Source organism: Tenacibaculum sp. SM2510, assembly GCF_057002845.1.
This window is the reverse complement of the sequence record NZ_CP192703.1, coordinates 1,613,401-1,626,795: the sequence shown is the minus strand read 5'-3', so window position 1 is coordinate 1,626,795 and position 13,395 is coordinate 1,613,401. Positions and strand designations below refer to the sequence as shown.

The 13,395-nt window shown below is 30.8% G+C and carries 9 protein-coding genes; 1 reads left to right on the top strand and 8 read right to left on the bottom strand.

Annotation, left to right across the window (positions count from 1 at the left end; genetic code table 11):
* Positions 1-71: 71 nt before the first annotated feature.
* The 5 genes from ACQ629_RS07355 to ACQ629_RS07335 all read right to left on the bottom strand — a co-directional run bounded on the left by ACQ629_RS07355 (position 72) and on the right by ACQ629_RS07335 (position 9,554).
* Positions 72-2,321 carry an anion permease gene (locus ACQ629_RS07355; RefSeq protein ID WP_483703642.1) on the bottom strand — a complete coding sequence of 750 codons (2,250 nt, stop codon included), beginning with the start codon at positions 2,319-2,321 and terminating at the stop codon, positions 72-74.
* Positions 2,322-2,394: 73 nt separating this feature from the next.
* Positions 2,395-3,603: a porin gene (locus ACQ629_RS07350; protein WP_483703640.1), complete on the bottom strand. Its 1,209-nt coding sequence runs from the start codon at positions 3,601-3,603 to the stop codon at positions 2,395-2,397.
* A 234-nt stretch (positions 3,604-3,837) separates the two neighbouring features.
* A complete protein-coding gene (locus ACQ629_RS07345) occupies positions 3,838-4,722 on the bottom strand; it encodes a metallophosphoesterase (protein ID WP_483703638.1) in 885 nt (294 codons plus the stop codon).
* Positions 4,723-4,795: 73 nt separating this feature from the next.
* Positions 4,796-6,751: a DUF5689 domain-containing protein gene (locus ACQ629_RS07340; RefSeq protein ID WP_483703636.1), complete on the bottom strand. Its 1,956-nt coding sequence runs from the start codon at positions 6,749-6,751 to the stop codon at positions 4,796-4,798.
* Positions 6,752-6,770: 19 nt separating this feature from the next.
* Positions 6,771-9,554 (bottom strand): carboxypeptidase-like regulatory domain-containing protein, encoded by a 2,784-nt coding sequence (locus ACQ629_RS07335; RefSeq protein ID WP_483703634.1) that lies wholly within the window; start codon positions 9,552-9,554, stop codon positions 6,771-6,773.
* A gap of 153 nt (positions 9,555-9,707) precedes the next feature.
* Here ACQ629_RS07335 and ACQ629_RS07330 point away from each other — a divergent pair, with 153 nt between their 5' ends.
* Complete coding sequence (locus tag ACQ629_RS07330) at positions 9,708-10,754, top strand: endonuclease/exonuclease/phosphatase family protein (RefSeq protein WP_483703632.1); 1,047 nt, start codon at positions 9,708-9,710, stop codon at positions 10,752-10,754.
* Positions 10,755-10,763: 9 nt separating this feature from the next.
* On the opposite strand, the gene ACQ629_RS07325 is transcribed toward ACQ629_RS07330, so the two are convergent.
* The 3 genes from ACQ629_RS07325 to ACQ629_RS07315 all read right to left on the bottom strand — a co-directional run bounded on the left by ACQ629_RS07325 (position 10,764) and on the right by ACQ629_RS07315 (position 13,360).
* Complete coding sequence (locus ACQ629_RS07325; RefSeq protein WP_483703630.1) at positions 10,764-11,108, bottom strand: hypothetical protein; 345 nt, start codon at positions 11,106-11,108, stop codon at positions 10,764-10,766.
* A 56-nt stretch (positions 11,109-11,164) separates the two neighbouring features.
* Positions 11,165-12,850: a single-stranded-DNA-specific exonuclease RecJ gene (recJ, locus tag ACQ629_RS07320; RefSeq protein WP_483703628.1), complete on the bottom strand. Its 1,686-nt coding sequence runs from the start codon at positions 12,848-12,850 to the stop codon at positions 11,165-11,167.
* Positions 12,851-12,934: 84 nt separating this feature from the next.
* Positions 12,935-13,360, bottom strand: a complete 426-nt coding sequence (locus tag ACQ629_RS07315) for an OsmC family protein (protein ID WP_483703626.1) — start codon at positions 13,358-13,360, stop codon at positions 12,935-12,937.
* Positions 13,361-13,395 lie beyond the last annotated feature (35 nt).

The following is a 13,395-nucleotide window of genomic DNA, read 5'->3' as shown; positions in this document are numbered from 1 at the left end:
TTTTAGATATTTTATAAAAACAAAAAGACCGAGTGAAATTCACTCGGTCTTTTTGTTTTTATAAAGTATGCTTATGCGTTTTTACTACTTATATGAAACTCTTCATAAGTTTCTAATAAGCTCATAAGAGCAGCAACTAAATCTTGTGTTTCAATTAAAATACTAAAGTATAACGTAGTGTTTTTAGGACTTGTTTCATCTGTTCTAATACGTGCAACTTGTTTTTCAATAGAAGCAGAAACATCTTTTAATAATTCTTTTTTCTCACTAATAATCTCTTCTAAATTATCAAAATTTCTGTTTTCAAAAGATTTACTAATATCTTCTAATAATTTAGATAAAGTATTATCAATATGTTTTAAATCTTTTAATTGTCCTTTTTTAAGAGCTTTATGATTATTGTTTACATGTTTAAAACTTGCTCTTGAAATATAACTAATAGATTGTGCTACATCTTGTAAATAACCTAAAACTAAAATATAGAATCTACTTGCTTGTACAGATGTATCGTCTAAAGATTTAATGAAGTAGAATACTCCATCTTTTAATCCGTCAATCTCATCGTTTAATTTACCTACGTGTTTATCAGTTTTACGTAGTTTATTTAAATCGTGGTTTGCTAAATCATTTACAACACTTGTATATAATTTGTTTACGCGTGTAGCAACTTCAGCAATATGGTCAGCACTTTCTTCAATTACTCCATTAATCGTAATTAATTCAGCTCTTTCAAAATGCATTTGTTTTTTTACTTCCTTAGATTTTTTTCTATGTATTAATGTGTTTCTACCTATTAAAAGTGCTACTACTAATAATAAAATAGGAATCATAACCATATTAAAGCTAATTAAGTAAGCAACTATTGCCGCGGCTAAAAATGCAGTTAAGGCAGTTAAGAACCATCCACCAATCACATTAATTACTCCGGCAACTCTGTAAACAGCACTTTCACGTCCCCAAGCTCTGTCGGCTAAAGAAGTACCCATAGCAACCATAAATGTTACATACGTTGTAGATAAAGGTAATTTCATAGACGTTGCGATTGATATTAAGATACCAGCAACAATTAAGTTAACAGCTGCCCTTACTAAGTCGAAAGCAGGCATTTCATAGGTTTTATCCTTTGGTAATTCAATTACTGGTTTTTGAAATTTAGCATCAACAAAAGCTAATGTTTTTGCCGGGAAAATTTTTCTGACACCAATATTAATTCCCATTGCAGCTCTTACAGCAACTCTAGATAATGGGTTTGGTTGAAATTTCTCATGTCCTTCTCCTTGACGAGATAAATCAATACCTGTTTTAATTACGTTTTGTGCTTTACTAGAAGTCCATAATGTAACTACCATAATAGCACCCGCTAATAATAGTAAATAAACATTTGAAGGTACTTTTTTAGCTAAGATACCCATAGAAAAGGCATCAGCAGAAACTCCAGAGACTTCCCATGCCTGGTAAGAATTCCATGCAGCAATTGGCACTCCAACAAAGTTTACTAAATCGTTACCAGAAAAGGCCATTGCTAAAGAGAATGTACCTACACCAATAATTAATTTTAAAATATTTATCTTAAATACACTAATCAATGCTTGAGAAATTAAACTCCAAGCAACAAAACTACCTGCAATAATTAATAAGGTATTTCCTTCAATTAAGTGCTTAATATCTTTATAAAAAGGAGTTCCCTTCATTCCTTTTATAATAATGAAATAAGTAATTGCTGTAATTGCAAAACCACCAAATAAAGCATTTATATAACTTGCTCTTTTTTCAAAATTGAAAGAATATATTAATCTAGAAACAAATTGAACAAGTGCTCCAACAGAGAACGCAACTAATACAGAGAGTAGTATTCCGTTTATAATTTGAATTGCTTTTTTATGATTTATATAATTCCAAATATCTGAAATTGATTGCGTATCACTTGAAGAAATTTTAATTAAAGAAATACAAACAGCAGCTCCTAATAGTTCAAATACAATTGATACTGTTGTTGAGGTAGGCATACCTAATGAATTAAAGATATCTAGTAATAAAATATCAGTAATCATCACCGCCATAAATATGAACATTATGTCTTGAAACATAAACATATTTGGGTTAAAAATACCCTTACGTGCTACCTCCATCATTCCACTTGAGGTAATGGCTCCAAAGAACACACCTACACTCGCAATAATCATAATGTTTCTAACCTTAATTGCTTTAGAACCAATAGCTGAATTTAAGAAATTTACAGCATCATTACTAACTCCTACAACTAAATCTACAACAGCTAAAATAGCTAAAGCAACAAGCATTAAAATATATGGATCTCCCATTTTTTTGTTTTTTAATTTTTTGCAAATCTACAAACACTATTTTAGTGTTCATGTTAGGTTTACGTTATTTTTTTTAAAAGTGAATATCAACTTGTAAGCGATACATTAATTCATTGGTGCCACCATCTAAGTCTAAGTAACTTACATCGGTTTGTACTTTTAGTTTATGACCTACAATATATTTTGATAAACCTAAAGTGTATTGATTCTCGAGTCCCTTACCTGTAATGTTTTCATTTAATTTAATGTTAGTGTAACGCCCAGATAGTTCCCAGTTTTTTCCTAATAAATAACCAGTTTGTAAGTTTAATCCACTACCAACTTGTACAACATCTCCTGTTAAAGTACCATCAGAATTTTTTGCAATAGGGTCTTTAGCATTTCTGTATGCGTATTCTCCCATAAAAGAGAATCCTTTATACTTAAACATTGCATCAATAAAAAGAGTTGTAATATTTGTTTGATAAAACCCAGCCCCGTCATCGTTTCTCATGTAAGAACCTTGATTACTTCTATTTTTAACAGCATTGTTGTTAAAATCGTAACTAGTACCAATTGCTAATTTAGGCATTTGCTCCTTTTTTAAGTCACTTCCTTTATAATCACCTTTACTTGTAAAGTTACCAAAAGGTAAAAATTCTATGCGTGCTGTATATTCGTGTCCACCAAGATTACCTGTAGTTACATTTCTTCCTTCACCTTGAGCAATTGATAAAGCTTCTTTAATTACAAACTTATCAGATATATTAAAATGGTGTCTTAATTGTAACCCCATATCTCTATCAATATTAAATCTACTATTTAATAAAGATCTATCTACCATTTGAAGGTTACCTGAAGAAATTACTCGCTCTCTGTTTCCAGGTAGCTTAGTTTGTCCAACCCATAACTCAAAGTTTTCGTGAAAATTCCATTTTATAACGGCATCTAAAATATATCTAGGAGCGTTATTTGTAAACTCTGAAGCACCACCAATATCTCTATTTGTTAAACCGAGCTCTAATTTATATTTTAATTTCGGAGAGTATGCAAATCCGTTAAATTTTAAACGTGCTCTTCTTACTAAGAATGAAGTTGCAGGGTTAGAAAGTCCTTCACTATTAGAATCCCATTGATGAGTTCCTAAAAATTGCATTCTTGCACTAATATTCATTGCCCAAGTACTATCTTGACCTATTAGATTAAATAATCCTTTTCCGAATTTCGGAGCATTGGTTTGTTGTGCATACGTGTACGATAACACAGACATACTTACAATTGTAAGTGCTGTTTTAAGATTCATTAGTTGTTGTTTATTAGTTTTTGTCGGTGCAAATAACTAACACTAATGTTAATTTATTGTTAATGGGATATTAAATAAAAAAACTGCCTTGGCCAAAGGCAGTTTGCCTAATAAAATAGTTGACAAAAACTAATATTTATCTAATGGCTTTATTTCTTATAATAAGATATACCAAATGTATTCATTGAGGTTTATTTTAATATTAAGGGCATTTTAATAAACTGTTATTTAAACTTAAATATATAAATGGATTGGCTTTGGTCCTTCTAATAAAGTTCTTGTAATTTGCATGGTGCCGTTTTCGTTTGTAACAACATGCCACTTAATAAGAGTAATTTTATTATTTTGTATTTCAAGACCTGTAATACAGCGAGGATGCACACAGCTACCATCGTTAAAATGTGGTAATTCGTTTTCAGAAGGAAACCTTGGGCGATGTGTGTGGCCTGTAACCATCATTTGATTATTATTTTCCTTTATCCATTTTTCGAGACGACTTTCAACTTTTATAAGTTCTTTGAAATTCTTAGCAGGACTTGTTGGATCGTTAATACCGATTAGTTGTAATGGTCGCCATAATATTCTTACTAGGAACCTGCTTAATTTCCAAAAAGTATAATTAAACCAATCTGCTTGATGACCGTGTAGAAGAAAAATCGATTTCCCATTTTCTTGTTCTAATTTAATTGCTTCAGACAAAGAAATATTTATCATCAATTCTTTTTCTTTACCGTCGGTAACATCATAATAGTAGTTTAAGTTTTTGTTTGCTTTTTTTGGGTTTCGATAATCCATATCGTGATTTCCCCATATTAAATGCAACCTGTTTTTATCGTGAAATTGTTTTAAAAGTAAGTATATATCTTTATTTGCATTAAAAATATTTACAAATTTGTTTTCCCATAATTCATCTCCATCACCTAATTCGATATAAGTAAAGTCTTTTTGTAAATACTGCGACAAAGCATAATGAAACACCTTACGGTTGTGAGAAAAATCATCAGCAAAACTATTGTCTCCTCTATGGCAATCGGAAAATAAGATATATTTAGAATCCTGATTTAAAGGTAGTTTTTTAGCTTGATTAAAAGCTCTAGTAATTCTGCTGTTTGACGACATATATGCTGTTTATATGATAAATATGCGTAAAAAAACTGAGCTTATAAAACTCGGCTCTTCATAAAGAAATAATTTATCGATTTCCTACGGATGAAAAATCATCTTTGTCTTTTACTTCCCATTCAGAATTAGAGATGTTTGTTCCTGCGCTCACTGCCCAATCAGTATTTCCTTTTATAATGGCTGATTTTCTAATTAAGGTATGATCTTTAGTTGCTTCTGTAGTACCTGCAACTTCCCAGCCAGTTCCAGGATCCTCACCTATTTTACCAATAACATCTATTACCACATCATTTTTTAATAGCGCAATAGCATCATCGCCATTAAAAAAAATAACACCCGATGCAAAATCGCCTTCATTTTTAATAACATCATTTGCGCTAGCATTATATATAAGCAACACCTCGTTGTTAGCTAAAGTTGTATTTGTTAGTGTACTTAAATCTAAATTTCTAGTAGCTGTAACAGAACCGTTACCATACAATTCTATTTTATAAGTTGATAAATCTACCGATACACCAGTGCCGTTGTATATTTCTATATATTTATTATTGCTAGAACCTTCTGCATATTCAGAGAAAAATAAATCGTTACCACCGCCACTAGTAGGAGTACAAGCATAGGTTTCAGTAAAGTTTACATCGGTTTCATCTCTAATGTATATATAAACTCCGTTTGCCTGAGTCATAATACCTGTAATTGTTCCTTTTTTATCACTTACTTGATTATTAGCAAATGTAGCTTCTGTTATAACGGAAAGCATTTTTAGTTCATCAAGGCAATCAGAAGTTAATGTATTTGTACCAACATATACTTTTGTAATATCTTTAAATTGAACATCTTCAATTTGTACTAATTTACTTTCGTAATCTCCAGACAATGCTTCAGAAAAACTAATTATTTCAGGCGTAGGTAATGTGCCAGTTGTTGTGCTTACTATATTTGAAGCAGCTAAGTTTAATTGTAGTAATCCGTTGTTTTCATTTAGCTTTAATCCGCCTATAGCAATTTCTATTTCATCCCCTAAGTTTAAATTATGTACATTGCTAAAGTTTAACGATATGCCGGCCGAATTGTCCTGAACAAAAGCATTTTGATTAGAAATGTTTCCTTTAGATAGATCGGAAGTAACAATTACTTTTATTTTTGAATTTTGAGTAATCGTAGTTTCACTTCCAGTAAACAACGCTTTAATATCAGCTAAAGATGTTTCTGTTGGATTTTGATAACAGCCATATTCTTCTGTTAAATCAATATCATTTGGACCTCTAATAAATAGTTGATAATCATTTTCGAATTTATTTAAAATAGCAGTAATACTTCCTTTTTTATCAGGAATAGGTAACGCTTTAAAATCAACAAAACCACTTGTTGTTAATGTTATTGTTTCGAAAGAGTCACAGCTAGTAAAAATTCTATCTACAGGATCGGTATTAGAAGAATTTGCATAGGTTAATCCTTGCGTTTCTGATTGTAGCTTATTAATTTTTATTAAGGTATTAATATGTGCGTCTGTTAATTCAGTTGTTTTTAATTCGGTTGGAGTTATAGCTGCAATTTCAGAAGACCTATCAATAAAATAAACATAATCGTTTGGCCCGATTTGCGTAACGCCATTTCGAAAAGTGTTTTCAGCGCCGATTTGATAAGCTCCGTTCTTTCTGTTTAAAAACAAGCCTTTTAATTTGATGAAAATTTTTCGACCTACAGTATATCTTGCATTTAAGTTAAAATCATCTATTAAAACCTCAAATCCTATAGATGGATTTTCTGGCGAGTCCTGAATAATAATACTTTTATAAAAGTTACCTTCTTTGTCATTAGAAACCACATATCCGAAGGTTGTAATATCTTCTTCAAAATCAACTAAGCTGCCTTGGTATAAATCAGCAATTTCTGTTAACGGTTTTATAGTTGCATATTCTTTATCGTCTCCTAAAGTAGGAATTGTAAAATCACCATCCTCTACACAAGCAGAAAAAGACAAGAGGATAAAAAGTATTGCTCCGATTTTAAATTTATTTTTCATTTTCATTTTCAATATTTTTTTAGAATCTATAATTCACATTTAAGAAATAGGTAGCGCCTCTACCGTACCAATATTTACTGCCAAAATTTGGAGTTCCGTTTGCTTTATCTTCACTTTCTAATGCGTAATTAGCAGTTCTTCCTTGTTCGTAGCCTCCTGTTTTATATTCTTTATTAAGTAAATTACTAGCACTTGCAAAGAAGCCTATGTATTTATTTTTACCAATCCGCCAGGTTTTACCGCCAATAGCATTTAAGGTAAAATAACCATCAAATTTTTCTTGTGTTAATAATTGTCTTGCTACATCGGGATCGAAATTTGGGAAAAGCTGGCCATCATCAGAAATAAAAGAAGTTGTTCTTTTTATAGGAGAAGGATCAACATAAGCATTGTCTAAATAATTACCAGTTACACTTACAAACCAATAATCAGGATCTCGATATTCAAAACCAAAAGAATAGGCTGTTTGTGGTCCTGAAGCTATTTTATAACTTTTAAGATTTGCTGTGCCGTAATTTTTTATTCCTCTTTCATCAAAACCAGCATTTTTAGATTCGGTACTAATTTCTGAAGCCAAGGATATATTCGGATTATTATCATAAGTATATTGTCCGATGTTAGCCGCAGCTTTTAATTTAAAGGTTGATAATACTTGTGCTTCGATACCTAATTCTGCACCAAAGTGCTTTTTAGCGATTCCTGTTACAATTTCTTGGATAAAAAGATTGTCTGCACCAGTAAAATAAAATGCAATATCTGTAGCGTCTTTTATTTTTGTGAAATACCCTGATAATTTCGCCATTACAAAAGGTGTTCTTAAAATATAGCTAGCATCAAAAGACATCATTTTTTCATTCAATAATGTACTTACATCAGCAACTGTTAAGTTATTAGACCTTGAGTTGGCAAAAGAATTACGAATAAAAGGCGCTTTGTTAATGTAGCCTGCATTAAAATCGATTAAATGCCGACCGGTAACTTTATAGGTAAGTCCTCCTTTAATACCATAACCAAAAAAGGATAATTTTTTAGATTTCCCAAAAGAATTAGGTATTTCAGAATTAGAATCATCACCAGGGAAAATTCCGTTTTTATAGAAACCTTCTCTTTGGTGTGTGGTGTTATTTACAGAAGCACTAATATGGTAATCTATTTTATTGTACTTAAATAATAATTGTGCAAAGCCACTGTAAACACTCGATGTTAGCTTGTAATTATATTTAAATCGATCTCCTTTTTTTGCGATGCTATTAGGATTTAATAAATCGTTTTGAAAATCATCTTCAAGCGGATTACCAAACTTATTAATATCTAAATAACCAGTAGCGCCTAATAAATCTATTACACTAGCAAAATTTTCTGAAGCCAATGTTTTATATTCTAAATTACCACTTAAAGTAATGTTTTCGGTTAACTGAGAATTTAAAATAGTGTTCATACTTATTTGTTTATCATCATTGCGATCTTCATATAAAACGAACAAACCATTGTCATCCCTATTTTCATTGGCTATATATAAATCAAGCCAATTTAATTGTCCGTCGTTTTGAAAATTGGTTAAGGCTTTATACGCATTTCCATAATCTGGACCATAGGAGTCGTTTAGAAAAAAATTAGGCAATTTTCTATAATAAGTAGGGCTAGGATCACTACCACCATTAAAATCAATTCTACTATTACCTATTTCACCAAACTGATAAGCAATACCTGTGTTTAATGTGATTTTATCACTTAAATTCCAATAATGATTTAACATAATTATGGGTTCGTCAACTCTTTTTATACGAGAATTTCTGATTTTTCTATTTTGATATCCCCAATAAGGATTGTATTTAATCCCTTTAATATCATAAACCTCTTGCGTATTAGCGGCAGATTTCCCTCTGTTGTTTTCGGCTTTAATAGCCGTAATATTTAAGCTATGTTTTTCGTTAAGTTGTTTTTCTATAGAGAGAAATATCGAGAATGCATTATAAGAAGACCCTTCTGTAAAACCTTCATCGGCATATCTTTTACTTACAGAACCTGTGAACGACCATCCGTTTTTTATGAGTCCAGTCGCATACATCGCCATTAAACGGTGAGAGTAACTTCTGTTAGATGAAGCATATGAAACTCTTGCCCCTTTTCTATATTCTGAAGCACGCGTATTCATGTTTGTAGACCCTAAAACGCCTCCGAAAGTAAAATTAGAGGGAGCTAAGCCATTACTAAACTCCTGATTTCTTAAAGCATCATTTAAGCCACCCCAATTACTCCATTGTGGACGACCGTTGTAGAGCTTGTTCATTTCAATTCCGTTAATTAGTATTTTTCCGTTATCAGAATCTAGTCCTTTAATTCGATAAAAGGAGGAACTCCACTCAAAAGCAGCAGCGCGTAAATAGGTATCTTTCGATGATTGTAGTAATCCAGAAATATTATCAGCGCTGTTAGATTCATCATTTAACTCATCATCAGTAAGTGTTATAATACTTAAATCTTGATATTCAGAAATAGCTTCATACATTAATATAGTGCCTAAATCTAAATCGGTTCCAGATAGTGTAATAGGAAAATTTTGAGTTTCAAATCCTTTTAAAGAGATTGTTATAATTTGTTTTCCTTTGGTTAGGTTATTTAGTAAAAAAGTACCAGTAGCATTGGTTGAACTATAAGGATTAATTCCTTTTACCCTCACTAAAACGTTTTTTAGTGGTTCTTCTGAGTTACTATTAATTACGGTTCCTTTTACAGTGTTTTGAGCATTTATGGCAAGTGCATTAGAAAGCAACAACAACATCGTTATTGTGAAATTTTTCATAGATTTTTAATTTAAAGATGTGTTAACTATCTTTATGTTAGCTTTTTATATAAAGTTAGTGTTTTTATTTTAAATGAATACTTTGGTTTTTTTTCTACGGATAACATTTTTAGGTATAGAATTTGTTTTACTTTTACAGACAAATATTGTAAAATGAAAAAAGTAGCAGTTCTTATATTTATTGTACTCATTACAGCATCTTCTTATGCACAAAAAACATATAAAATAAGAACGATTGGTTTTTATAATCTAGAGAATCTTTTTGATACGGTTGATGATATTGAGAAGAATGATGAGGCCAGCCCTATGATGGAAATTAAAGAAAATAGGGAAGAAGTATATAAAGATAAATTAGAAAAATTATCAGATGTTATTTCGCAACTTGGTTCAGAAAAAACAAAAACGAGTCCAGCTATTATAGGTGTTGCTGAAGTTGAGAATAAAAAAGTATTAGAAGATTTAATTCATACGGATAAATTAAAAAACAAAGATTACGGGATTATCCATTTCGATTCTCCTGATAAAAGAGGTATTGATGTTGCTTTATTGTATCAAAAAAAATATTTTAAACCAATTCACTTCGAAGTCTTTAATCCGAATATTTATAAGGAAAATAAAAAGGTGTATACGCGCGATATATTATGGGTTTCTGGTTATTTAGATGATGAATTAATTCATGTAATCGTAAATCATTGGCCATCGCGAAGAGGCGGTGAGAAAAAAAGTAGACCATTACGAGAAAAAGCAGCTTATAAAGTAACTCAGATTATTAAAAGCATTAAAGAAAATGATCCGAATCCGAAGATATTAATTCTTGGCGATTTTAATGATGACCCTATAAATTCGAGCTTTAAAACAGTTTTAAAAACAAAGGCGAAAAAGAGTAATGTTACAAAAGATGATCTTTACAACCCGTATGAAAACATGTTTCGTCGCGGATTTAATACTTTAATGTATCGAGATAATATTAATTTATTTGACCAAATCGTAATAACTTCATCGTTATTAGATAAAGGAAAAAAAGAGTATTCTTCTTTTAAAATGTTTAAAGCAGCAATTTTTAATAAACAGTTTTTAACCGAAAAAAAAGGACGCTATAAAGGATACCCTTTTCGTAGTTTTTCTTACGGAAAATATACTGGTGGTTACAGCGATCATTACCCTGTTTATATGTATTTGATAAAAGAAAAATTAAATTAAAAAATAATATTAATTTTTAGATAAATCATCTAAATAGTTGTTCATGCGCATTTGAAACAGTGTTCCTTTAAGTAAGTCATCTATTTGAGCTAATTCTACCATAGAAACAGCCATACTTACTTTGTCTGATGGGGTTTGTAATAAAATAGATTTACAATTTTCTCCTTCGGTACAGGTAGGACAATTTTTTTGACTTTTTGAATCAATTATTTTTTCTAAAAAATTTTCAATTTCATTTTCCGTTAAATGAAAACCAGTATCACTAAATATTATTTGAATTAAACTAGTACTTGTGTCTTTCCAGCAAAAAGAAACACCAATTTTATTATCGTATATTTTAATGATATTTTCCATATTCAATCGTATTATGGAAACAAATATATAATTTATTTAGAATAATTCTAAATAAATTATTTTAAATCTTTTAATAATAATTGAATCGAAGTATTACCATTCCAAGTATTCTCATCTAGCGCATACACAATATCGAATTCATTTTGAACAGAAGATAATTTTTTACCTAAATTAAAACCAATAGCATTGTATGTTCTTTTATCTGAACCGTAAATAATATTTAGTTTTAAGTGCGTTTTATCTATGCCAACTTGTTTTCCGTAACCATTATCTCTTACGGATGAGGTTGAAAAAGTAGGTTTCATATTTAACGGACCAAAAGGTGCCATTTGCTGTAATATTCTATAAAATTTTGGAGAAATTTCAGATAAATCTAATTCAGCATCGATACTAATTTCAGGAATCAATAAATCTTTATCGATAGTTGCTGCAACTACTTCTTCAAATTTATTTTTAAAACCTTCATATTGTTCAGGCAGTAAAGTTAAGCCCGCAGCATATTTATGGCCACCAAATTGTTCAATAAATTCAGCACATTGTTCTAGCGCATTATACACATCAAACCCTTTTACCGAGCGTGCAGAAGCAGCTAATTTATCGCCACTTTTAGTAAAAACTAAGGTTGGTCTGTAATAGGTCTCTATTAAACGAGAAGCTACAATTCCGATAACACCTTTATGCCAACTTTCATCAAAAACAACAGAAGTAAATTTTTCAGTTTCTTCGTTTTCTTCAATTTGAAGTAAGGCTTCTTGCGTAATTTTTTTATCGAGTTCTTTTCTGTCTGAATTGTATTTTTCTATGGATGCAGCAAAATCAACAGCAGCCTCAAAATCCATTTCAGTTAACAATTCAACAGCATGATTACCGTGTTTCATTCTACCCGCAGCATTTATCCGTGGAGCGATAACAAAAACAACATCGGTAATAGTTAATACCTTTTTGTCTAATTGATGAATAATTGCTTTAATTCCGTTTCTTGGCTGCGAATTAATTACCTGTAAACCCCAATAAGCTAGCGTTCTGTTTTCGCCAGTCATCGGAACAATATCTGCGGCAATTGCGGTGGCTACCAAATCTAAATAACCCACTAAATCATCAATAGTTTGATTTCTTTTTGAAGCCAATGCTTGAATCAATTTAAAACCAACTCCGCAACCACATAATTCATCATATGGGTACGAACAATCTATTTGCTTCGGATTTAAAATAGCAATAGCTTTCGGTACTTCTGCTCCTGGTTTATGGTGATCACAAATAATAAAATCGATGTTTTTTTGAGATGCGTACGCAACCTTATCGATGGCTTTTATACCGCAATCTAAAGCAATAATTAAAGAAAAACCATTGTCTTCTGCAAAGTCAATTCCCATATAAGAAACACCATAACCTTCGGCATATCTATCGGGAATATAAGTGGCAATATTTGGGTGAATTGTTTTTAAGTAAGACGACATTAAAGAAACGGCAGTGGTTCCGTCAACATCATAATCGCCAAAAACTAAAATATTCTCGTTATTGGCAATTGCTGTTTCAATACGTTTTACAGCAATATGCATATCCTTCATTAAAAACGGATCGTGTAAATCGTTTAAAGAAGGACGGAAAAACTGTTTTGCTTTTTCGAAAGTATCAATATTACGTTGCACAAGAATTTTAGCCAAAGTTTTATCGACAGATAATTCTTTAGCTAATTGATTTACTCTTTTAGAATCGGGTTCTTGTTTTAAAGTCCAACGCATATTTTTAATTTAAAACGAAAAGATTACGTGAATTAATCCTCAAGTGTTTATTGTAAGTATTTGATTATAAATTAATACGAATGTTTATTGCTTATGAAAATGATTAGTAGTTTTTATTGCTGCAAATTTTCTAAACATTTCCATAACTCCACAATATTTATCTACTGATAATTTTACTGCTTTATTAATTTTTTCTTCATCTAAACCTGTTCCGTAAAAATGATAATCAACCGAAACTTTATTATAATATTTAGGATGTTCTTCTGTTAATTCGCCAGTAACTTCCATTTTAAAATCGGCCACAGAAGTTCTCATTTTATTTAATAAAGAAATCACATCTAAACCAGAGCAACCTGCTAAAGACGATAACATCATTGCCTTTGGTCCTAAACCAGAATTGTTTCCTCCGTTTTCTTCAGAAGTATCAATTAAAACTTTATGTCCGCTTGGATTATCAGTTTCGAATTGCATGTTTTCTTTCCAAACTGTTGTAACTGTATGTGATGCCATAATTTGATTATTTTTTTGTTTATTGCGTAAGCAAA

Excerpts from the sequence above, each read along its gene's own strand:
- ACQ629_RS07355 (WP_483703642.1), bottom strand. The coding sequence starts at position 2,321 with ATGGGAGATCCATATATTTTAATGCTTGTTGCTTTAGCTATTTTAGCT.
- ACQ629_RS07350 (WP_483703640.1), bottom strand. The coding sequence starts at position 3,603 with ATGAATCTTAAAACAGCACTTACAATTGTAAGTATGTCTGTGTTATCG.
- ACQ629_RS07345 (WP_483703638.1), bottom strand. The coding sequence starts at position 4,722 with ATGTCGTCAAACAGCAGAATTACTAGAGCTTTTAATCAAGCTAAAAAA.
- ACQ629_RS07340 (WP_483703636.1), bottom strand. The coding sequence starts at position 6,751 with ATGAAAAATAAATTTAAAATCGGAGCAATACTTTTTATCCTCTTGTCT.
- ACQ629_RS07335 (WP_483703634.1), bottom strand. The coding sequence starts at position 9,554 with ATGAAAAATTTCACAATAACGATGTTGTTGTTGCTTTCTAATGCACTT.
- ACQ629_RS07330 (WP_483703632.1), top strand. The coding sequence starts at position 9,708 with ATGAAAAAAGTAGCAGTTCTTATATTTATTGTACTCATTACAGCATCT.
- ACQ629_RS07325 (WP_483703630.1), bottom strand. The coding sequence starts at position 11,108 with ATGGAAAATATCATTAAAATATACGATAATAAAATTGGTGTTTCTTTT.
- recJ (WP_483703628.1), bottom strand. The coding sequence starts at position 12,850 with ATGCGTTGGACTTTAAAACAAGAACCCGATTCTAAAAGAGTAAATCAA.
- ACQ629_RS07315 (WP_483703626.1), bottom strand. The coding sequence starts at position 13,360 with ATGGCATCACATACAGTTACAACAGTTTGGAAAGAAAACATGCAATTC.